General features: G+C 62.6%; 24 protein-coding genes and 1 tRNA gene. 11 read left to right on the top strand and 14 right to left on the bottom strand.

All coding sequences use genetic code 11. From position 1 onward, the window contains the following. The gene (gene ubiB, locus LK535_RS14245; RefSeq protein ID WP_227772592.1) at positions 1-1,536 is read right to left on the bottom strand and encodes a 2-polyprenylphenol 6-hydroxylase; all 1,536 of its coding nucleotides are present in this window, start codon (positions 1,534-1,536) and stop codon (positions 1-3) included. 34 nt (positions 1,537-1,570) lie between these two features. Beyond that, complete coding sequence (locus LK535_RS14240) at positions 1,571-2,302, bottom strand: class I SAM-dependent methyltransferase (RefSeq protein ID WP_227772591.1); 732 nt, start codon at positions 2,300-2,302, stop codon at positions 1,571-1,573. A 108-nt stretch (positions 2,303-2,410) separates the two neighbouring features. On the opposite strand from LK535_RS14240, the gene mutM reads away from it, so the two are divergent. Both mutM and rpsT read left to right on the top strand, forming a co-directional pair. Next, positions 2,411-3,226: a bifunctional DNA-formamidopyrimidine glycosylase/DNA-(apurinic or apyrimidinic site) lyase gene (gene mutM, locus LK535_RS14235; RefSeq protein ID WP_227772590.1), complete on the top strand. Its 816-nt coding sequence runs from the start codon at positions 2,411-2,413 to the stop codon at positions 3,224-3,226. Between the two features lie 99 nt (positions 3,227-3,325). Next, positions 3,326-3,589, top strand: a complete 264-nt coding sequence (rpsT, locus tag LK535_RS14230) for a 30S ribosomal protein S20 (protein WP_227772589.1) — start codon at positions 3,326-3,328, stop codon at positions 3,587-3,589. A 127-nt stretch (positions 3,590-3,716) separates the two neighbouring features. Here rpsT and LK535_RS14225 read toward each other — a convergent pair whose 3' ends face one another. Together LK535_RS14225 and LK535_RS14220 are read right to left on the bottom strand one after the other, a co-directional pair. Further along, the gene (locus tag LK535_RS14225; protein ID WP_227772588.1) at positions 3,717-4,574 is read right to left on the bottom strand and encodes an SDR family oxidoreductase; all 858 of its coding nucleotides are present in this window, start codon (positions 4,572-4,574) and stop codon (positions 3,717-3,719) included. 182 nt (positions 4,575-4,756) lie between these two features. Continuing rightward, positions 4,757-5,500, bottom strand: a complete 744-nt coding sequence (locus LK535_RS14220; RefSeq protein WP_227772587.1) for a MauE/DoxX family redox-associated membrane protein — start codon at positions 5,498-5,500, stop codon at positions 4,757-4,759. Positions 5,501-5,581: 81 nt separating this feature from the next. Between LK535_RS14220 and LK535_RS14215 the strand changes: the two genes are divergently transcribed. The 3 genes from LK535_RS14215 to LK535_RS14205 all read left to right on the top strand — a co-directional run bounded on the left by LK535_RS14215 (position 5,582) and on the right by LK535_RS14205 (position 7,785). After that, positions 5,582-5,980, top strand: a complete 399-nt coding sequence (locus LK535_RS14215) for a MerR family transcriptional regulator (protein WP_227772586.1) — start codon at positions 5,582-5,584, stop codon at positions 5,978-5,980. 123 nt (positions 5,981-6,103) lie between these two features. After that, positions 6,104-6,802 (top strand): DUF2490 domain-containing protein, encoded by a 699-nt coding sequence (locus tag LK535_RS14210; protein ID WP_227772585.1) that lies wholly within the window; start codon positions 6,104-6,106, stop codon positions 6,800-6,802. A 728-nt stretch (positions 6,803-7,530) separates the two neighbouring features. Then, complete coding sequence (locus LK535_RS14205; RefSeq protein ID WP_227772584.1) at positions 7,531-7,785, top strand: hypothetical protein; 255 nt, start codon at positions 7,531-7,533, stop codon at positions 7,783-7,785. A 121-nt stretch (positions 7,786-7,906) separates the two neighbouring features. Here LK535_RS14205 and LK535_RS14200 read toward each other — a convergent pair whose 3' ends face one another. The 4 genes from LK535_RS14200 to LK535_RS14185 form a co-directional block, all read right to left on the bottom strand. After that, positions 7,907-8,299, bottom strand: a complete 393-nt coding sequence (locus LK535_RS14200) for a hypothetical protein (protein ID WP_227772583.1) — start codon at positions 8,297-8,299, stop codon at positions 7,907-7,909. Positions 8,300-8,754: 455 nt separating this feature from the next. Continuing rightward, positions 8,755-9,261: a type II toxin-antitoxin system VapC family toxin gene (locus tag LK535_RS14195; protein ID WP_227772582.1), complete on the bottom strand. Its 507-nt coding sequence runs from the start codon at positions 9,259-9,261 to the stop codon at positions 8,755-8,757. Continuing rightward, entirely contained in the window at positions 9,248-10,108 is an 861-nt protein-coding gene (locus LK535_RS14190; protein WP_227772581.1) for a hypothetical protein, read from the bottom strand. Before LK535_RS14190 ends, LK535_RS14195 begins: the two co-directional genes overlap by 14 nt. A 178-nt stretch (positions 10,109-10,286) precedes the next feature. Further along, a complete protein-coding gene (locus LK535_RS14185; protein ID WP_227772580.1) occupies positions 10,287-10,514 on the bottom strand; it encodes a hypothetical protein in 228 nt (75 codons plus the stop codon). A gap of 41 nt (positions 10,515-10,555) precedes the next feature. On the opposite strand from LK535_RS14185, the gene LK535_RS14180 reads away from it, so the two are divergent. Then, a complete protein-coding gene (locus LK535_RS14180) occupies positions 10,556-10,759 on the top strand; it encodes a hypothetical protein (protein WP_227772579.1) in 204 nt (67 codons plus the stop codon). Continuing rightward, positions 10,741-11,823: a tyrosine-type recombinase/integrase gene (locus LK535_RS14175; RefSeq protein WP_227772578.1), complete on the top strand. Its 1,083-nt coding sequence runs from the start codon at positions 10,741-10,743 to the stop codon at positions 11,821-11,823. Before LK535_RS14180 ends, LK535_RS14175 begins: the two co-directional genes overlap by 19 nt. Here the strand turns inward: LK535_RS14175 and LK535_RS14170 are convergent. The 5 genes from LK535_RS14170 to LK535_RS14150 form a co-directional block, all read right to left on the bottom strand. Then, positions 11,811-12,299 carry a hypothetical protein gene (locus LK535_RS14170; protein WP_227772577.1) on the bottom strand — a complete coding sequence of 163 codons (489 nt, stop codon included), beginning with the start codon at positions 12,297-12,299 and terminating at the stop codon, positions 11,811-11,813. The two genes, LK535_RS14175 and LK535_RS14170, sit on opposite strands and share 13 nt — an antisense overlap. Positions 12,300-12,307: 8 nt before the next feature. Then, the gene (locus LK535_RS14165; protein WP_227772576.1) at positions 12,308-13,147 is read right to left on the bottom strand and encodes a hypothetical protein; all 840 of its coding nucleotides are present in this window, start codon (positions 13,145-13,147) and stop codon (positions 12,308-12,310) included. 166 nt (positions 13,148-13,313) lie between these two features. After that, positions 13,314-13,389: transfer RNA gene (locus tag LK535_RS14160), tRNA-Glu, on the bottom strand. A 67-nt stretch (positions 13,390-13,456) separates the two neighbouring features. Next, positions 13,457-14,830: a class II 3-deoxy-7-phosphoheptulonate synthase gene (locus LK535_RS14155; RefSeq protein ID WP_227772575.1), complete on the bottom strand. Its 1,374-nt coding sequence runs from the start codon at positions 14,828-14,830 to the stop codon at positions 13,457-13,459. Positions 14,831-14,894: 64 nt separating this feature from the next. Continuing rightward, complete coding sequence (locus tag LK535_RS14150; protein ID WP_227772574.1) at positions 14,895-15,674, bottom strand: SDR family oxidoreductase; 780 nt, start codon at positions 15,672-15,674, stop codon at positions 14,895-14,897. A gap of 135 nt (positions 15,675-15,809) precedes the next feature. On the opposite strand from LK535_RS14150, the gene LK535_RS14145 reads away from it, so the two are divergent. The 3 genes from LK535_RS14145 to LK535_RS14135 all read left to right on the top strand — a co-directional run bounded on the left by LK535_RS14145 (position 15,810) and on the right by LK535_RS14135 (position 18,416). After that, positions 15,810-16,277, top strand: a complete 468-nt coding sequence (locus LK535_RS14145; protein WP_227772573.1) for a Fur family transcriptional regulator — start codon at positions 15,810-15,812, stop codon at positions 16,275-16,277. Between the two features lie 70 nt (positions 16,278-16,347). Further along, complete coding sequence (gene dxs / locus LK535_RS14140) at positions 16,348-18,270, top strand: 1-deoxy-D-xylulose-5-phosphate synthase (RefSeq protein ID WP_227772572.1); 1,923 nt, start codon at positions 16,348-16,350, stop codon at positions 18,268-18,270. After that, positions 18,267-18,416: a hypothetical protein gene (locus LK535_RS14135; protein WP_227772571.1), complete on the top strand. Its 150-nt coding sequence runs from the start codon at positions 18,267-18,269 to the stop codon at positions 18,414-18,416. The genes dxs and LK535_RS14135 overlap by 4 nt, the downstream gene beginning before the upstream one ends. A 79-nt stretch (positions 18,417-18,495) precedes the next feature. Here the strand turns inward: LK535_RS14135 and LK535_RS14130 are convergent, their stop codons facing one another. Next, positions 18,496-19,161 carry an RBBP9/YdeN family alpha/beta hydrolase gene (locus LK535_RS14130; protein WP_227772570.1) on the bottom strand — a complete coding sequence of 222 codons (666 nt, stop codon included), beginning with the start codon at positions 19,159-19,161 and terminating at the stop codon, positions 18,496-18,498. Between the two features lie 180 nt (positions 19,162-19,341). Between LK535_RS14130 and LK535_RS14125 the strand changes: the two genes are divergently transcribed. Beyond that, positions 19,342-20,076, top strand: coding sequence for a TlyA family RNA methyltransferase (locus LK535_RS14125; protein WP_227772569.1), 735 nt, complete (start codon positions 19,342-19,344; stop codon positions 20,074-20,076). The last annotated feature ends 78 nt before the right edge of the window (positions 20,077-20,154 follow it).

Below are 20,154 nucleotides of genomic sequence, written 5' to 3'. Positions count from 1 at the left end.
TCAGGCAATCATCGCCCACGTTGCCCCAACGCCAGCCGCGGCGCTGGCCAACGCGATGGCGAGATATCGCCAGCCGCCACCGATCCGCACCACTTCAATCTCGCGAAGCGGTGGGGCAGGGGGCGCGCCGCCCGGAGGCGGGAATCGCGCCTCGATACGGCGGACGAGTTCGGGAAGGCGATACAGCGTCTTCACGTCAGCCACGATCCGGTCCGCGATGGCCGCCTCCGGGCCCAGCTCCGTCCGAATCCATTCCTCGACGAACGGTCCCGCGGTGTCCCAGAGGTTGATGTCGGGATCAAGCGCCGTCGCCACGCCTTCGACCATCACCATGGTTTTCTGCAGCAGCAGAAGGTGTGGCTGCGTGACCATGTCGAAATCGCGAGTGATCGAGAACAGTCCGTCCAGCATCATGCCGATGGACATTTCCTTCACGGGCAGCCCACGCATGGGTTCGCCAACCGCACGCAAAGCGGTGGCGAACTCGCGCACGTCGTGATGCGCCGGGACGTATTCCGCCTCGAAGTGGATCTCCGCGACGCGGCGGTAATTTCCGGTGATCAGGCCGTAGAGGATCTCTGCCAGCCAGATGCGCGCCCTGCGGTCGATGCGACCCATGATGCCGAAATCGACCGCTGCGATGCGGTTACCGGGCAGGGCGAACAAATTGCCTTGGTGAAGATCGGCATGGAAAAAGCCTTCCGCGATCGCTTGCCGCAGAAAGGCATGGACCAGCGTTTGTGCAAGGCGCGGAAGATCGTAGCCAGCCTCCACCAATGCGGCCCGGTTCGACAGCTTGATGCCGTCGATCCATTCCAGGGTGAGCACCTTCCCCGAGGTGCGCGGCCAATCGATTTCCGGAACGTGGAAGTTCGGCTCTGCCGCCATCCCTTCGGCCAACTCGCTAGCCGAGGCGGCTTCGCGCCGCAGGTCCAGTTCCCGTGCCGTCCATCGCTTGAAGGTGGCGATAACCAGACGGGGCTGAAGACGGGCGATCTCGCCGCCCATCGGCTCAATCTGGGCGGCGGCCCATTCATAGGTGTCGATGGCGCGTTCGAAGTCCGCTTCGACGCCGGGGCGAAGCACCTTCACGGCAACGGGTCGACCGTCGATCGTTATCGCGCGGTGGACCTGCGCGATTGAGGCGGCGCCCACCGGGGTTTCATCGAAGCTGGCAAACATAGCCTCGATGGGCCGGCCAAGGCTTTCCTCGATCTGCGGCCGGATCACGTCAAAAGGCAGCGGCGGCAGCGCATCCTGAAGCCGCAGCAAATCCATGGCTGCTTCATCCCCGACGATGTCGGGACGGGTGGCCAGCGTTTGGCCGAACTTGACCGCCGCGGGGCCGATAGCCTCGAACGCATCGGCATAGCGCGGCTGCTCCGGAACGCGCGCGCCCAGCCGTGCCAGACGCAGAAGGCGCCGCAGCCGGGGCGGGGTTTTCGCGTCGCGCTCCAGCCCCCGCAAAGCGCCATGGCGTGCCAGGGTCCGACCCCATTTGAGGAGTCGCCACGTGTGAACAACGGCGTGCGTCATTCTCCGCTGCCCCGTGAGGGGCGGCTGGCGTCGATCATATCTTCCAGCCCGAGTGGATCGCGACCAGCCCACCGAGTAGCGGCTCGACCTTCGTCTGCACAAACCCGGCATCCCGGATCATGCCTTCGAACATTGGCATGTCAGGGAAGCGACGGATTGATTCGATCAGGTACCGATAGCTGTCCGCGTCATGCGCGAGCAATTGGCCAAGCTTCGGCACCAGGCGATGCGAATAGGCATCGTACACTTCCTTGAAGCCGGGCCAGGTGGTGGTGGAGAACTCCAGGCAGAAGAAGCGACCGCCGCGGCGCAGCACCCGATGCGCTTCGCGAAGCGCGGCGGGAATGTCCGTCACGTTCCGGATGCCGAAGGCGATCGTATATGCGTCAAAGAAACGATCGGGGAAGGTCAGCACCTCAGCGTTGGCCTCTGTCCAAACCAGGCCATCAATGCCGCGCTCCTGCGCGCGCTTCATGCCCACCTCGAGCATGGCCGGATTGATGTCCGCCACAGTGACCGACGCGCCTTCGCGCTGCAGGCGGAACGCGATGTCGCCCGTGCCCCCCGCCATGTCGAGGATCTGTTCTCCGGCGCGCGGCTTTACCCGGCGCACGAAGCGATCCTTCCAAAGCCGGTGCATTCCACCGGACATGGCATCGTTCATCAGATCATAGCGGGACGCGACATTGGTGAAGACGCCGCCGACGCGGGCGGTCTTCTCCGATGCGGGGATATCCTCGTAGCCGAAGGAGACGGTTTCGCTCATGTTCGCGGCTCTAGCGGCGGGGCGCGGGCGGGGCTAGGCCTTCTGATCGCCCCGGGGCCCTTTGCGGCGGCACTTCGACAAGCAGTGGTACCACGCTAAAGGCGGTGTATGCCCGAGCTACCAGAAGTCGAGACCACCGTCCGTGGCTTGCGCCCCGTGCTGGAAGGTGCCCGTCTCACGAATGTCGAGCTTCGACGCGGCGATCTGCGGCGGCCATTCCCGGCCGACCTGCGGCAGACCATGACCGGCGCCCTCGTCACGGCGCTTGGCCGCCGGGCGAAATACGGTCTCATCCATACCGATCGCGATCAAACCATGATCTTTCACCTGGGAATGTCCGGCCGGTGGCGAGTCGATCCGGGGAAGTTGCTGCCGCACGACCATCTCGTGATCGATACCGATACGGGTCGAAGGGTCGCGCTGAACGATCCACGGCGTTTCGGTTCGGTCGATCTTTGGCCAACGGCCGACCTGGAGAGCTTCCCCGCCTTTGCTGCCCTGGGCCCGGAGCCACTTGGCGCGGAGCTGAGCGCGGCGTGGCTCAAGAAGGCGCTGGCCGGACGCAAGGCATCGATCAAGGTGATGCTGCTTGACCAGCGGATCGTGGCGGGACTCGGCAACATCTACGTCTGTGAGGCGCTCTACCTGGCGCGAATCTCTCCAAAACGAGCCGCTGGCAGCATCAGCCTTGTGCGGCTGGAACGCTTGGTCGCGGCGATACGGGAGGTTCTGCTCTCGGCGATCGAGGCGGGCGGTTCGACGCTGCGCGATTACGCCCGTCCCGATGGCGAGCTTGGCTATTTTTCGAAGCAATTTGCGGTATATGGCCGCGAAGGACAGCCATGCGGATGTGGCGGTGTGGTGCAGCGCTATGCCGAAGGCGGACGATCCACGTTCTGGTGCCCGACGTGTCAGCGTAGTTGACCGGAAGCGGGAATCCCTTTAAAGGGCGCGGCTTCCAGGGCGATGGGTGTTCCCGCCGCCCTTTTTTCATCGACCGACTTTTAGAAGCAAGGACCGTCAATGGCGAACACGCCGCAAGCGAAGAAGCGCATCCGCCGCAACCAGCGCCGGGCCGAAATCAATGGTGCGCGCGTCAGCCGCATCCGCACCTTCGTGAAGAAGGTTGAGGCAGCGCTCGCAGCGGGTGACAAGACGGCGGCTTCGGCCGCTCTCGAAGCGGTCCAGCCGGAGCTGGCGCGCGGCGTTGCCCGTGGCGTTCTCCACCGCAACACTGCCAGCCGCAAGTTCTCGCGCCTGACCAAGCGCTTGTCGGCGCTGGCCTAATCAGGCCTAACCGGCCCGAGGGGTCGGTAATGCACGAGACGAAAGACCGGACGGCAACTGCCGCCCGGTTTTTTGTCATGTCCGCGGCAGGCGCGCCAGGGGTTGCGTTCGCCGCGGAAGTGTCCGGCTACAGGAAGGCTCTTCCGCCAGTGACTGGAATGGTTGCGCCAGTGATGTAGCTCGCCTCGTCACTGGCGAGCATGACATATGGGGGCGCCAGCTCCGCCGGCTGCGCCGCGCGGCCGATCGGCGTGTCGCTGCCGAAGGACTTCACCTTTTCTGGCGGCATGGTTGAGGGGATCAGCGGCGTCCACACGGGACCGGGCGCAACCGCATTTACCCTGATCTTCCGCTTGGCCAGCATCTTTCCGAGGCCGGCGGTAAAGTTATAGATCGCACCCTTGGTGGTGGCATAGGCGAGCAACTGCTCGCTCGGATCTTCGGCATTAATGGACGTCGTGTTGATGATCGAGCTGCCTTCCTGCATGTGCGGTAGGGCCGCTTTCACCAAATAGAACATGGCGTGGATGTTGGTGGCAAAGGTGAGCTCCCATTCCTCGTCACTAATGTCCTCCACGTTTGCGAACGTGGCCTGATGGGCGGCGTTGTTGACCAGGATGTCGATCCTGCCAAACGCCGATGCTGTTTCCTCGACGATCTTTCGGGCATGTGCGGGATCGCTGATGTCGCCAGGCAGCAGCAGGGCGCGACGGCCGGCGTCTTCCACCAATCGCTTGGTCTCCTGCGCGTCATCATGCTCATTGAGATAGCTGATCGCGACGTCGGCGCCTTCGCGCGCGTAAGCGATCGCTACCGCACGCCCGATGCCGCTGTCGGCACCGGTGATCAGGGCCCTGCGATCAAGCAGCCGGCCGTGCCCGGTGTAGCTGCGCTCGCCGTGATCCGGCCGGGGATCCATCGCCTCCGTTTTGCCTGGCATCGGCTGCTGCTGTTCTGGCTGCGGGGGTTCTGGACGGTAGGTCATGATGCTCCTCGGGGGTTGCTCGTTCTCACAAGTCCCCGACGCGTCTGACGTTCCGCCCTTCGTGGCGCTTCTGCACTGTTCTCGCGGCAGCCTTAACCAGGATTAGCGCGAAAGCCGCGGCGTGCGTGTGTGGTCAGCCGCGGCCGCGCCGCGTTTGCTTCATGAAGGGGGAGGGCGGCCGCTCACCTCACCAGCATCCAGATTGCCATGCCGACCATGAAGAGGTTTTCCGTCAGCGAAACGAAGCCGAGCGGCACGCTGCTCGATCCGCCGACGCAGGCGCACTTCAGGGTGCGGCGATCGATATAGACGGCCTTGAATACCGACACCGCGCCGATACCGCCGAGAAACAGGGCAAGCGGCACGGAAATCCATTCGGCGACCCCTGCGGTCATCAACACCCCTGCTAGGGCTTCGCCGAACGGGTAGATATAGGCGTAAGGCACCCAACGACGTGCGAGCAGATCGTAGTTCAGGAACATGGTGGAGAATCGTTCCACGTCCTGCAGCTTCAGCAGCGCCAGCACGCACATTGAGAGGCTGATGAACCACATGGCGGCATGCTCCGTCAGCGGCGTGCCGAACGCCGCCGTGCTCGCTGCTAGCGCCATCAGCGCTGTTATGGCGAATACCGCGACCACCGGCCGGTAGCTCGTCTCACCCGGCGTGGCGATGTGCTTGCCCAGGAAGCGTGCGAGATCGTCGTTTCCGCCGATCCTCTTCCCGTCGATGAAGGTCTGAGGAGTGGTGGCAACGCCATGTTCCGCCTTGAAGGCGTCGGTTTCCGCGCGTGTGCGCAAGGGGCGATCATCAACCCGATATCCGTGACGCTGCAGTCGCCATTTCGATTTCAGTCCCGACGGACAGAGATGGTCGGGCAGGACCATGCGGTACAGGATGGCGGTTTTGCCCTTGCCGCTGTTCATTGAAGCACCTCCTGCCGGCGATCGGTTGCCGACGCGTTGATGGCTGCCTTATAGCGTCCGTACCATGGTACGGAGTCAAGTATGACTGCGCTGACGATTGCGGGCCTGGCGCAGGCGGGCGGCGTGGGTGTCGAGACGGTTCGCTATTATCATCGGCGTGGCCTGCTCGCTCAGCCCGATCGCCCCGCACGCGGGGTGCGCCGCTACGACGTCGACGATGTACGTCGCCTCCAGTTCATTCGCGCAGCACAGTCGGCCGGCTTCTCGCTTGAGCAGATCGGCGAGCTTCTTGAGCTCGACTCGTCCCATGATCGCGAGCGGGCCAGGGCATTGGCGCGTGCGAGGATCGAGGAACTCGAACAGCGGATTTCGAGCCTGCAAGCAGCACGGGACTGGCTGAGCGATCTGGAGCGTGATTGTGCAGACAATGCGACTGGACCGTGCCCGATCCTGAAAGCGTTCAACGAACGCGCGGCTTGATCAGCGCATGCGTGGTGCCATTAGCTTTCATGACCTGCCGCCTCGCTTTGAATGATTGCAGCGGTCGGGCAAATAGCACACCGCCAACGCGCATTTACAGCATCGTCAGCGCTACGGACCGGCATGAACAAGATATATTCTTCTGCGGCCGCTCCAGTCGCGATTGCTTGTGCCGCCATGGCCATGCTCGGCGCGGGCGCTGCGTCGGCCCGTGTGAAGCAGGATCGGCAGCTTTGGATCAACTTTTCCGCGCAGGGGAAACTCGGCGGCGGTAAGCTGTGGACCGCCGAACTGCACCCGCGGATCGGCAAAAACCTGTCCGCGCCAACCGCGCTGCTCGGGCGAGTGGCCGTCGGATTTGCCGCCAGCAAGCGCGTGACGCTGCACCAAGGTCTGGTGTATCAGGAGATATTCGATGGACAGCCTCGGCGCGAGAATCGCCCTTATCAGCAGGCTGATCTGGACATCGCGTCTGGCGATTGGGGTGCATTGACCGGGCGCCTTCGACTGGAGCAGCGCTGGTTTTCGACGGGCAGCGACATGGGGCTGCGCTTCCGAGAGCAGATACGGTTTGAAAGACCGTTGAGCGATGCTGAGAGGTCCCCCACAGGCGTCCTAGCGGCGGAAGCGTTCGTCAACGTGCTGAACACAGACTATGGAGCGCGACGCGGTTTCGAAGCTGCGCGCCTGTTCGCGGGAGTGCGTCTCCCGCTGGCCGAACAGGCAGTTGAGGCCGGCTATCAGGCGCAGATCAGCGCACCGCCCGGGAGCGACAGCCGAGTCGATCACATTCTGTTGCTGACGTTCCGGCTGAGGCCCTGAGTTCGCGGGTGCTCTTGAGACGTCATGCGCCGCGAGAGAGGCGTCGCCGACGCGGGTATAAGTGCACCTTGTTTGCCCAGAGCGCGATCAGCGAAGGCGATGCCTGGCTCGCCACGGTGGCGTAGCTAACATCTGAGGGGTACGCGCGGCGTTCTTGACCTCGTCGGCTCGTTCACTCGCCTCGAAGTCGAGCAAGCTTTTCCCCTGCGCCTCAGCGCGGGCAACGGCTACCGACATACCGCCGTCCGACTTCGACTTGATGATCGTTGATCGCTCGAAGTCGCAGCCATTCAGGCAACTAACTGCCCGGGCTGCAACCCTGCAGCAGTGGCGGCGCTGGTGACCCCTACGGGACTCGAACCCGTGTTTTCGCCGTGGACCAGAAAACTGGCGCGATTTCAACGGTCTTTGCCGCCTTGGCTAATGGTTCGTGTCCGTTGCAGATCAATGGGTTACAGCCGCGGGGGTAAAAAACAGGCGCTACCGATCTGGCTTCGCGCAAGCTTTGGAACTCGATCGTTGCGTATGTCAGAGCCACGCCACGACGGCTTCCTTGCTCCCAAAGCGGACGTTCCGCTTACGCCCGCAGCCGGACATTGCGCCAACCGTGTTCGGGGGTATGCTAAAGCTACTGACGCGAGACTCGGATGCATCCCGCTCTAATCATCGCCTTATTCGCTACAGTATGTGCCGTAGTCGCGGCAGCTATTTCAGCGGTAATGTGCAAAATGTATCGTGGCATCGGCGCGAACCTCGTCGTGCTCGCATCATCTGCTCCGATCCCAATTCTTCTACTCGGATTTGCTGCTTTCCAAGCGATTTGGATGGCTGTCTTCCCAGACCAAGCATACGCACTTGAAATCGATAGCATCGCCATCATGCAGCGCGTCTATGAAGGACTGATTGCTGCCGCGTTCGCGCTGATTGTAGGCGGCGCAGTCAGTTCGTTTCTGACGCGACGCCTTCGTGCGAACGGCAGCTAACCTCCAGTCTCGGCCGTTCCGCATCGGCGCTGTCGATCCAGAAAGCCGCCATTCCGCTCACGCTCAATTGCGGAAGTCCAGCGCTCAACCGTCGAGCTCGGAAAGCGGACGCGGACGGCCGTCAGTCTGACCAGCGCGTGCGCGGCTCTTTCGCGGCGAGCGCAATAGCGTTCGCGTCTCGGACTTCGATGTTGATCACGTGCTTGGCGGAGAATGGAAGCTCGCTGCCCAGCCAAAACTCGTCGTTCTCAGCGATGGCGTCGGGCTCGTTGTCGAGAACGCCGAGGTATCCGTCTGCCGTGCGCTCCCGGACAAGAACCCACATGCGCTCGACAGCGACGTTTTCCTCGCCGTTGTCCACGCTGATCCGAAAGATGAGTTTAGCAAGATCGCCGGGTTCCAAGCCCTCGCGCTTATGCCGCTCAGGTATCCAGAACGTAGCGGGCGCTTCGGCGTGGTAAGCCTCCCCGTCCTCAAGGCACCACCCGTCGGTATCGAAGTCTGGATCACGCATGAGGCCAGCTTAGCGTCATGACGAACGTCTGCAATGTGCCACCGATCCCCTCAAAGCGGACCGTCTGCTCACCTCCCAATCTCGGACATTGCAGATAGGGCTGCCGAGCCGGAAAGCGGACATTCATACGTGCCGTCCGCGACCTCTGCAGTGCGATTGCTCCCGATTCTGCACCTCGCGCGAATTTGCCGAGAGAGGCTTCACCAAAAACCTTGTTCAGGGTACGTGATTGTGATCGTTTGCGATACCAGCGCGATACCAAAAGCGGTGCTCGATTACCTCCGCAGCCGAGCTCCAGTTCGTGCTTTCAAGTATGTTGCGCCGAAGGTCTTTGAGTTCGACCGGCCTTCCACGATTACGAGTTGGCATGGCGTAGCGGAGCGGGTCTGCTGGAACCCACTATCTAGCCTGATACGCTTCCTCGAAGTCTCCTGAGAAATAGCGGACTCGCCTGCTCAGGCAATCTTGAGGCCGTCGAACAGGCTTGGCGGTGGAGCAGGCGGTTTACGGATCGTGAGCGTGCCTCCGCCGGGCTTCCTGATCTTACCATCTAGCTTCAACAGAGCGCCGTCGAAGGTGTGGAACTCGGCGACGTCCGCTACGACGGCGGTCGCCAGGTGTACAGCGTCGGGTGGTCTCAATCCCGCGTGGCCATCCTGCATAAGCTGTCGCGCTAAAGTTCCGACGTATCGGTCAACGGGAACGATAAGGATGTATTCGTTGCGGAAAAAGTCGGCAAGAACGTCGCCGTCCTCTTGCTTGACCTGCGGGTCTTTACAAACCTCTGCCAGCGACAGTCCCGATGTGGCTATCTCGACCTGCTTGCTGGAAGCGAGACCGATAACATGATTGCACAACGCAGCGCGGTCTTCGACTCCGCCGCCCTTCGTCTCTGCTTTTTCCTGGATGATTGTGGCGATCCAGGTGCACGCGTCCCATGCAACGCGCCTAGGCTTCGCCATTCCTCACCCTCTCCAGATATTCATGCGAAGAAAGCCCATCGGTGAACCCGAGGTCAATTATATCTTTAAGCTGAGGCAGGCTTTCGTCGGGATCGGCAAAGTCAAGGCGCGTAACCTCGGCTTGGCTCAGCCGTCCGACAGACCGATATTTCAGAACACCCACCGCGGTGACGCGACGGTTGCGCCAGACTACTTGTGCAACGGGCTCATCTTCGAGCGCACGCAGCGCTTCTCCGGACAGGTAGCACTTCACATCGGCTCCCGTCACGCGGCTCTTCACGATGATAAAGGGCCGCTGCCAACCGTCAGTCCCAACGTTCTGGATGTAGCCTTCGAAGCTGCCGAGTTCGCGATAGGGGTGCACAGGTTCGGCCTCCCTGACAATCTCCACATGCCTCAACGCCTCAATGGCCGCCACCGTGCCGACAGTTACCTCGGTAGCTTCCGCGTCAGAGGAGCCCACCGTTGTGGCGCTTAGCTGGCGGGTCATGCGGCGCAAAAATCGATCCGCAGCCTCAATCACGTTGTCGCTAAAATATAAGGGGCGTTCGCCCTTGGCGATTAGCTGGCGCAAGCCGCCAACGGTTATCTCTCGTGCCCGCTCCGCGATTTGGGGACCGTCAGAGTGGCCGGGTAGCGGGATTGCTTCGACCGTAATCCGAGCGGGGCTGTTCTTGCTCAAACCCACAACCTTCCAGTCGAAACGCTCTATGGCGTCACCAGTAAGAGTTTCGGTAACGCCGTTGAGCATGGCGAAGAAGTCTTGGATCTGCTCGATTAGGTCACCAAGAAGCGGTGCATCCGCGTCCTCGCGGCCGGCGATACTGATCTCGACGGTGGTGGCCATGGCGCCCCCTACTTCTGGTTTTCAGGATTGCATAGAGCCCGACAATTTAGGCTGGGTAAAGGCGTTAAGCTGACCGAAACGAAGGTCTCTACATCCCAATATTCGGGCGCATCGTGCTCGCCTGCTCCGGGAGCCGCAAAGGCGGCTGATTGTCGCCGGTCGGCGAAAGCTACAACCGCTATGCTTGGAGCCGCTGGCTATGCGCGTGATCGCCGTTCGCCTCCCATCCGCCAAGTATGGCTCCCTCGAACATGATCCGGCTAATCTCGTCCCGCCAGGTGATCTGGATAACCCCCTTGCGGTCGTCGAGGCTCACGATCGCCCCATCCCAGTGTTTGCGGTACCCGTTGCTCATGCCGGCGACGATGGCCGAGGCATAGCCCCACGCCAGCAGCAAGCGCTCCATTCGCCAATTCTCGTTCTTCGCTACCGGATTGGCCGGCCCGCATGACGGCCGAGATCGCGGCCGCGTACATGGGGATCTCGAAGACGACCTTCCTTACGCGCTACGGCTTTGCCGGCGTGAAGGAGGGATCGAACACCCTGTGGGCGAAGATCCAGCTGGATAGCATGATTGCCAAGCAGTTCTCGATCAAGCAGCCTCGCGCGGGCGCGGAGGATCGAGACACGTCATGGGACGACTTTCGTTGAAGAACGTGACCGAGCGGAAGGGCCTGCTCTATTTCCGTCGCAAGATCGCAGGCAAGGACACTTACATCCGGCTACCTGCTATCGACGATCCCGACTTCCACGCCGAGTACAAGCGGCTGTCCGAGGACGGTGCCAAGCGGCAAGGGCCGGCTCCGGGCAGCATCGCCGCGCTGGTCGCTGCCTACAAGGCCAACCCCGAGTTCCAGGCGCTGGAGCTGAGCACCCGCACGAACCAGATGCGCTACCTAGAGATGATCTCCACAGAAATCGGCGAGCGCGGCGTGAAGGGGATCCGGCCGACGCACATCTACACCATGCGCGATCGCATGGCCGAGACACCTGGCAAGGCAAATGCGTGGCTCAGCGTCCTGCGCGCGCTGCTCGCCTACGCCACCCGCTTGGACATGCGCGCCGACAACCCCGCCTCCGGCATCAAGCGCCTGGAGCTCGGCGAGCACGAGCCATGGCCGGCGGACCTGCTGCACGTCGCGCTGGAGGAGACGACGCCCATGACACGCCTCGCGATCGTCACCGGCCTGTGCTCCGGCCAGCGCGTCAGCGACTGCATCCGCATGCAATATGGATGGATCGAGGGCGGCATCATGGAATTCGCCCAGAAGAAGACGGGCAAGGATGTCGCGATCCCGATGCATCCGTTCTGGCACGAGGAGCTGAAGAAGCTGCCGCGCCGCGCGACCACGCTGCTCTACGAGCGCAGCGGCGCGCCCTTCAAGACGACCGGCGCCATTCAGGCGCGCCTGCGCGACTTAATGGCGACGAAGGCGGTGCGCGAAGTGCACGCTGACCTGGTCGCGCGCGAGGTGATCGACGAGGACGCCACCTTCTCATTCCACGGCCTGCGCAAGAACGCTTGCTGCTACCTGCTCGAGCTCGGCTTGAGCGATACCGAGGTGGGCTCAATTCTCGGCATGTCGAGCGAGATGGTGCGGCACTACGGGAAGCGGGCGAGAGCGCTGATGATCGCACGCGGCGCGGCCGAGCGGGTTACGCAGGGCGTGATAGTGCCGATCGTTGCGGCGAAGATTGCCGGTCAGGCGCCGTAGAACGGCTCCCGATCCGGGACGCTTACAAGTCGACCGAAGCCGAAAGCGATTCTGATGAATGCTAGGAAAGTCCAGACGAAGAGGGCGAACCAGGCGGTGAGCAGATAGAACGCGAACTTGGTGGCCGCCGGATCTGGGCCGATAGCTGTTATCGGTATCGACGCGATCGTGAGCAGGAAGCCTCCAAGGGTTCCCCGACGCACATATGTTATGAAACGTTTCATCGCGATCGTGCCGCGCACTTCTCCTACGAACCCGTCACTCTTCGATAGAATGAAACCGTACACTCCGAAGGCGAAGCCTACCTGGATTGCTGACCAATTGAATATAGCGCCGTAGAGGTTCGACGGTTGGATCTTATGGATTGCGGCTTCGACAAGAAGTGCTTCCCGCCAGTGCACGAAAGCGGCAGCGACCAGCGCCGACACGAGTAGCGGTCCGAACCGTTCGATCAACAATCCGATACCAAAACGCATGTGTTTTCCTAGGCTTGGCGCTCCAGAACTCGTCGCAATAGCCTCTGTCTGGCTTCAAAATTCTCATCCAAGTCTCGGGGGGTGTCCACGAGTTCCTTGTGCGAAAATAACGAGTCCAGCAGATTGACCTCTTTGGCTCGTCCACCTCGTGCATCGCCGGGAACGGCCCGAGCGGCCCGAAGATCCTCTTCCGGCGTCTCCCGTATGATGCCCAACAGCATCCGCTTTGCACTTTCTGCCAAGAAAGAGCGAGAGGTTCCGACGCTCATCTCCAGTGTCACAGTAGGCGCGTTATATGCCTCGCCCAGCTGGCGGAAGGATGACGCGGCGGCGCGCATGCTGTCCTCTGTGCTGGCTACCTCAGTAGGGTTGGCGACTTTGATCGTCACCTTCTTCAGAGGTTGTGATCTGAACCGCTCCATCTCCTCCTCATCGAGGACAGGATGGCTATCGAACAAAGCGCCATCGACCAGAACTTCTATGTAGTCGAGAAAGCGGCCGGCACTCAGGATGCGATCGTCATATTGAAACGCCAGACGGTGATCACGAATCCGGTAGCGAAAAGCGACCCCGTCGCCGATCGGAACCTGCACATTCAGCGGTCTTGCTCCGTCGGGGTGGACTTCGCGAGGGTGATCCTCGTGACGGACGCGGGTCATTTCGCCGATGATTGTACCGCCATCTACCGTTAGCCGCTCGAGACGACAGCGTACGCCAGGGGCCAACTGCCGCTCGCGCGCGTCCGGGTCGCCCAGTGCCCAGATCTGCTCCAGTGCAGCTCTCAAAGACACGCCACGCTCATGACGTTTTCCGATTTGCCAAAGCCTTACGGACATCATCCGCGGCATATTCGTCCCCCGACTGTTATGCCGGGATGATTGCTGATGAGGTGAGTTGAGTCACGCTGCAAAATACCCTGGGCAACGAGCATTGTCCGACAAGGGGGCAACTCATACGCATTCTCGGGGGCAACCGCCTCGCGCCGCGCTTCAAGAAATGGCTGAATTCTGCGGCTGGTGACCCCTACGGGACTCGAACCCGTGTTTTCGCCGTGAGAGGGCGACGTCCTAGACCGCTAGACGAAGGGGCCGTGCGAGCGGGAGCGGCGCCTCTACGGGTAACGCGGCGGGCCGTCAACCCGCCGCGTCGCCTTTTCTTCAAGCCGCCGCGCGGCGACGCTCCGCCATCTCTGCGTTCAGCATTTCTGCCAGCAGGAAGGCGAGTTCAAGGCTCTGGCTAGCGTTGAGGCGCGGGTCGCAATGAGTGTGGTAACGATCGGCCAAGCTCTGCTCGGTGACGTCGACAGCGCCGCCGGTGCATTCCGTGACGTTCTGGCCGGTCATTTCCGCATGAATTCCGCCGGCATGGGTTCCCTCTGCGCGGTGGATCGCGAAAAAGCCGCGAACCTCCGCCAGGATCCGATCGAACGGACGGGTCTTGTAGCCGTTTGCGGCCTTGACGACGTTGCCGTGCATCGGATCGCAGCTCCACACGACGGGATGGCCCTCGCGCGTTACCGCTCGCAGAAGGCGCGGGAACGAGCCCTCGATCTTGTCATATCCGTACCGCGTGATGAGCGTCACCCGCCCCGGAACGCGCCCCGGGTTGAGCGTATCCAGCAAGCGCAAGAGTACGTCCGGTTCCAGGCTGGGCCCGCATTTCACGCCGATCGGGTTGCCGATGCCACGAAGAAATTCGACGTGAGCCGACCCTTCGAAACGGGTCCGGTCACCGATCCACAAGAAGTGGGCCGATGTGTCGTACCAGTCGCCCGTCAGCGAGTCCTGCCGAGTCATCGCCTCTTCATAGGGCAAGAGCAGCGCTTCGTGGCTGGTATAGAAGCTCGTCTGCGCCAGCTGCGGCACCGTTTCCGGATCGATTCCGCACGCGGCCATGAACTCGAGCGCTTCACCGATCCGATCGGCGGTTTCCGCATATTTTTTTGCCCAGGGCGAGCGACCCATGAAGTCGTGCGTCCAGCGATGCACCTGAGCCAGGTTGGCGTAACCGCCTTGTGCGAAGGCGCGGAGCAGGTTCAGCGTAGCGGCCGACTGCGCATAGCCCTGCACCATGCGCTGCGGATCGGGCACGCGGGATTGCGGCGTGAAACCGATGTCGTTGACGTTATCGCCACGGTAGCTGGGCAGTTCCACGCCATCGATAACTTCAGTGGGAGCGGAACGTGGCTTGGCAAACTGGCCCGCCATCCGCCCAAGCTTCACCACAGGAAGTTTCGACGCAAAGGTAAGTACCACTGCCATCTGGAGGATGACGCGGAACGTGTCGCGAATGTTGTTCGGGTGGAACTCGGCAAAGCTTTCCGCGCAGTCGCCGCCCTGAAGCAGAAAAGCCTCACCTGCCGCGACACGTGCCAGCTCTGCCGTCAGGTTCCGGGCTTCGCCGGCGAACACTAGCGGCGGATGCGAGCGGAGCGTGTCTGTCGCTGCCTTCAGTGCGGCGGCGTCGGGATAATCGGGGAGCTGACGCGCTTCATGCGCAGTCCAGCTGTCGGGGGCCCAGTTGGCGGCCATGGCAAAGTTCCTTTCGGCGCGCGGACATGCGGGAATTTGCCCCGCTGCGCAAACAAGCTGTGCTTTATAGCACTCCGGGGAAGGCGCCGCCATCGATCAGCAGGCTTTGTCCCGTGATGAACCCGGCTTGGGCCGAGCAGAGGAAGGCGCAGGCGGCGCCGAACTCCGCGGGATCGCCGAAGCGCCGCGCGGGGATGCGCTCGCGACCGCGTGCCTCCGCAGTCTCAACGTCGATCGACTGTGCCTTTGCGGCAAAGGCCATCACACCGCCAAGGCGTCGAGTCGCAAACAGGCCGGGAAGAAGGAAGTTTATCGTCACGTTGGCGCTGGCCACCTCGCGCGCCACGCCTGCGAGGAAGCCGTGCAGGCCGATCCGGGCGCCGCTGGAAAGATCGAGCCCGGCGGCAGGCGATTTGACCGAGCCCGAAGTGATGCAGACGATCCGGCCGAACCGCCGCTCCACCATGCCATCGATGACCTGCTGAACCAAGCGGATCGGCGTGACCATGTTGGCATCAAGGCCGGCATGCAGCGCATCGCTGTCGAGATCCCTGAACCCTCGCGGAGGCGGACCGCCATTGTTGTTGACGAGGATGTCCGGCGTGCCCGCTGTTTGAATCAGCGCGGCCTGAACTCCGGGATCGCCGATGTTGCCGGCAACCGTTTCAACGATCGCGCCAGTTTCAGCCCGGATCGCGGCGCCCGCTTCGACCAGTGCCTGTTCGTCCCGGCCGTTCAGGACGACGCGGCAGCCGGCACGTGCAAGCTCTTCGGCGCAGGCCCTGCCCAATCCCTGGCTCGAGGCGCAGATGATGGCAGTCTTTCCGGCAAGGCCGAGATCCATGACAATTCCCTCCCGATCGTTTCAGTTGGCCTTATGCTAGTCGCGCGGGAGAACGAACCGCCATCTTTCGCGCGCCCTGCCGCCGTGGGGCCGGTCCGGCTTGCTGCAAGACGCTCGCGGACCTAAATCCAGATCATGCCAAACGGTCACCACCATCACGAACCGCAAGGTGCGGATCTCGCGCAGGCTGCACAAGCGACGCTGGAACGCGCCGGCGAGCAATGGACCGCGATGCGGGCGAGCGTTTTCGGAGCACTAGCCGGCTTCGAGAAGCCGGCCAGCGCGTATGACATCGCCGATGCGGTGTCTAAGGCGGAAGGTCGGCGTGTTGCGGCGAATAGCGTCTACCGGATCCTCGATCTGTTCGTTGGTGCGAACCTCGCGCGAAAGGTGGAGAGCGCCAACGCTTATGTGGCGAATGCGCACCCTGACTGTCTGCACGATTGCATCTTCTTGGTATGCGATTCATGTGGGCAGACCACGCACCTTGACGATGATCGGCTGACCCGTGGCGTTCGCGATGCCGCATCCGCCGCCGGTTTCTCACCGGTGCGTCCTGTGATCGAGGTACGCGGGCGGTGCGGGGCCTGCAGTTCCGACTGACCCTTTTTGTTCGCTGGTGCCGAAGCGGTAGCATTCGACACAATCGACCCGCTGGAGTAAGCCTCGCAGAATGACCGATCTGCCCTCGACGCCGCTGCTCGACACCGTATCGACGCCGGCCGACCTGAGAAAGCTTGCTCCCGAGCAGCTTCGCCAACTCGCGGACGAGTTGCGCACTGAAACCATCAGCGCGGTTGGCACGACCGGCGGGCACCTTGGCTCGGGGCTTGGGGTAGTCGAACTCACAACGGCTATTCATTACGTGTTCGACACCCCCCGTGATCGGCTGATCTGGGATGTTGGCCACCAATGTTACCCGCATAAGATCCTGACCGGGCGCCGTGATCGGATCCGCACCCTTCGCCAGGGCGGTGGGCTCAGCGGCTTCACCAAGCGGTCGGAAAGCGAGTATGATCCGTTCGGTGCGGCCCATAGCTCTACGTCGATCTCGGCGGCGCTGGGCTTCGCGGTCGCGAACAAGCTTGCGGACCAGCCCGGCAAAGCGATCGCCGTGATCGGTGACGGGGCGATGTCGGCGGGCATGGCCTATGAGGCGATGAACAACGCCCAAGCTGCAGGCAATCGCTTGGTCGTGATTCTGAACGACAACGACATGTCGATTGCGCCACCGGTCGGTGGCCTGTCAGCCTATCTGTCGCGCATCGTTTCGAGCCGCGAGTTCCTGTCCGTTCGCGAGCTGATGAAGCGGGTCGCGCGCCGCTTACCCCGCCCGATCCACAACGCCGCGCGAAAGACTGATGAGTTCGCCCGCGGCATGACGATGGGCGGGACGCTCTTCGAAGAGCTTGGCTTCTATTACGTGGGGCCGATCGACGGCCATAATCTGGAACATCTAATCCCAGTGCTCGAGAACGTGCGGGACGCTGAAGAGGGACCGATCCTCGTTCACGTCGTGACGAAGAAGGGCAAGGGCTACGCCCCGGCTGAAGCAGCTTCGGATAAGTATCACGGCGTGCAGAAGTTCGACGTGATTACAGGCGCGCAGGCAAAGGCACCGCCGGGGCCGCCGGCCTATCAGAACGTCTTTGGCGACGCGCTTGCTGACGAAGCCGATCGAGATGCGCGCGTTTGCGCGATTACCGCCGCCATGCCTTCCGGCACCGGCATCGATCGTTTCGCCAAGCGGCATCCGGACCGCGCATTTGACGTAGGTATCGCCGAACAGCATGCGGTTACCTTCGCGGCGGGCCTCGCCGCGCAGGGAATGCGCCCGTTCTGCGCGATCTATTCCACGTTCCTGCAACGCGCCTATGATCAGGTGGTGCACGACGTCGCGATCCAGAACCTGCCGGTACGGTTCGCGATTGACCGAGCCGGTCTGGTAGGCGCGGATGGCGCGACCCACGCGGGGTCGTTCGACATCACCTATCTCGCCAGCCTTCCCAATTTCGTTGTCATGGCTGCGGCTGACGAGGCGGAGCTCGTTCACATGACGCACACTTGCGTCGAGCACGACGCGGGGCCGATTGCCGTGCGTTACCCCCGCGGTAATGGCGTTGGCGTTCCGTTGCCTGGCACGCCGGAGAAGCTGGAGATCGGCAAGGGTCGGATCGTCCGTGAAGGCAAGACGGTGGCGATCCTTTCGCTGGGCACGCGGCTTGCCGAGGCGATGAAGGCAGCCGATCAACTCGACGCGAAGGGGCTGTCGACTACGGTGGCAGACTTGCGGTTTGCGAAGCCACTGGACGAAGCGCTTATCCGCAAGTTGCTGGCCAGCCATCAGGTGGCCGTGACGATCGAGGAGGGAGCCATCGGCGGATTGGGCGCCCACGTGCTGACCATGGCCTCCGACGAAGGTCTCATCGATGGTGGGCTGAAGCTTCGCACGCTTCGCTTGCCGGACGCGTTCCAGGATCAGGATACGCCCCAGGCTCAATATGCCGAAGCGGGTCTGGACGCAGACGGGATTGTCAGGACCGTTCTGAAGGCGCTGCGCTGGAACGAAGCTGAGGCAGTCGGCGCACGCGCGTGAGCGGCTGGACCAAGGTTTTTCTCGCGACCGGACTGATGGTGGTAGCGCTCGCCTGCTTCAACCTGGCCCTGTGGCGCAGGCTGAAGGAGGCCCGCCGCCTTGCAGACGTGCAAAACGATCAGGAGCAGGCGCCGCCACAACCCTGATGGCCGGCAGCACGGCGGCCGATCGAGGATGAACGGATCTTGGTTCGGCGGGGGGCGAGTAGTCGATCCCGCCTTCTACTCAGGCGTGGATGCCGGACGGAGACCCAGCTGAGGCCTGCGCCAATATCGCACGAGCGTCTCCAGGCGCCCGAACCTCGCCGTGCGGGCCACCAGAGGCGGCGATGACCCGCTCCAGCAGTTCCTGCCCATCCGGCCACCAACCAAGCCCGCTCGCAGCGTTGAGGTGACCCTGCGCACCGGCGTCGACGAAGTGGCTGCCCCAATCCGCGGCAAGACTGTGCGCCCGATCAATCTCGATCCAGGGATCGTCGGTACTCGCCACCAAGATCGAGGGAAACGGAAGCGGCGTGCGCGGTGCCGGCGCAAAGGTCGACAGTTCGGGCGGTATGCCGGCGCGATCGACATCGGCAGGGGCAACCAAAAGCGCACCGGCCACTGGCCAGCCATAGGGCTGCGGGCTCAGTGAAGCCCACCAGGCGATCGCTTGGCAGCCGAGGCTGTGGCCCACCAGGATGACGGGAGCCTTTGCCTGCGCAATTGCCTGATCCAGTTTAGTCACCCAGGCATTGCGGTGGGGGGTGTCCCACATGCCCAGTTCCACGCGGCGGGTATCCAGCCGTGATTGTTCCCAGAGGGTCTGCCAATGCGTTGGCCCAGAGTTGCCCAGGCCAGGAACGGTAAGAACGCTGGGGTTCAGCCCAAGCGAGGACGAATAATGGCCCATGGATGGGTGCTCCTCTTCGTCGGCGAGGCCGCGTTACCGGTGCTCTAGGGGGACGCCCGGCATCGCGACCTCGCTACGTCAACTATACTCTACTAAATCCATAGGCAATAACTCAGTTCCGAGCCGAAGACGGAGCGAGCGGCGCTTGCGACGAAGCGCTCGGCGCCCGATAGGGACCCAATGCCAAAGGTTCGCGCAGACCAATTGCTTGTTGACCGGGGACTCGCCGAGTCGCGCACACGCGCCCAGGCGCTGATCATGGCCGGCCTGGTTTTTAGCGGCGATCGGAAGGTGGAAAAATCCGGGCAGACCCTCCTGAACGACGCGATCATCGACGTGCGCGGGCGCGATCATCCGTGGGTTTCACGTGGTGGCATCAAGCTGGCGCACGGGCTGGAACACTTCCGGTGGGATGTTGCCGGAGCCATCGCGATCGACGTTGGCTCTTCGACGGGAGGCTTCACCGACGTGCTGCTCACCCGCGGGGCGACGCGGGTATATGCAGTCGACAGCGGCACCAATCAGCTCGCCTGGAAGCTTCGGCAAGACGACAGGGTCGTGGTTCACGAGCAGACCAGCGCACGCCTGCTCACGGCGGACCACGTGCCGGAGCCAGTCGACCTGATCGTCTGCGATGCTAGCTTCATCAGCATCGCCAAGGTTCTCGACGTGCCTCTTGGCTTCGCCAAGCCGCACGCCCGAGCGATGACTCTGGTGAAGCCGCAGTTCGAGGCCGGGCGAGAGGAAGTGGGGAAGGGCGGCGTAGTGCGCGACGAGGCCGTCCGCCGTCGAACATGCGACGAAGTGGCTGACTGGTTTGAGGGCAGGGGCTGGCACGTTCAGGGCGTGGTGGAGAGCCCGATCACTGGGCCGGAAGGCAATGTGGAGTTCCTGCTCGCCGCTGTCCGTAATTGAGGCGATTGCCGCCCACACAGACGATTCCACCCGTTTACCCGTTCGGCGCGGCGTGATTATGCCGGGGAAACGAGGATG

This window comes from Sphingomonas sp. IC4-52 (assembly GCF_020707225.1).
Lineage (GTDB): Bacteria > Pseudomonadota > Alphaproteobacteria > Sphingomonadales > Sphingomonadaceae > Sphingomonas.
The sequence above is the reverse complement of the archived record's forward strand: the minus strand, read 5'-3'. Positions and strand labels throughout refer to the sequence as shown.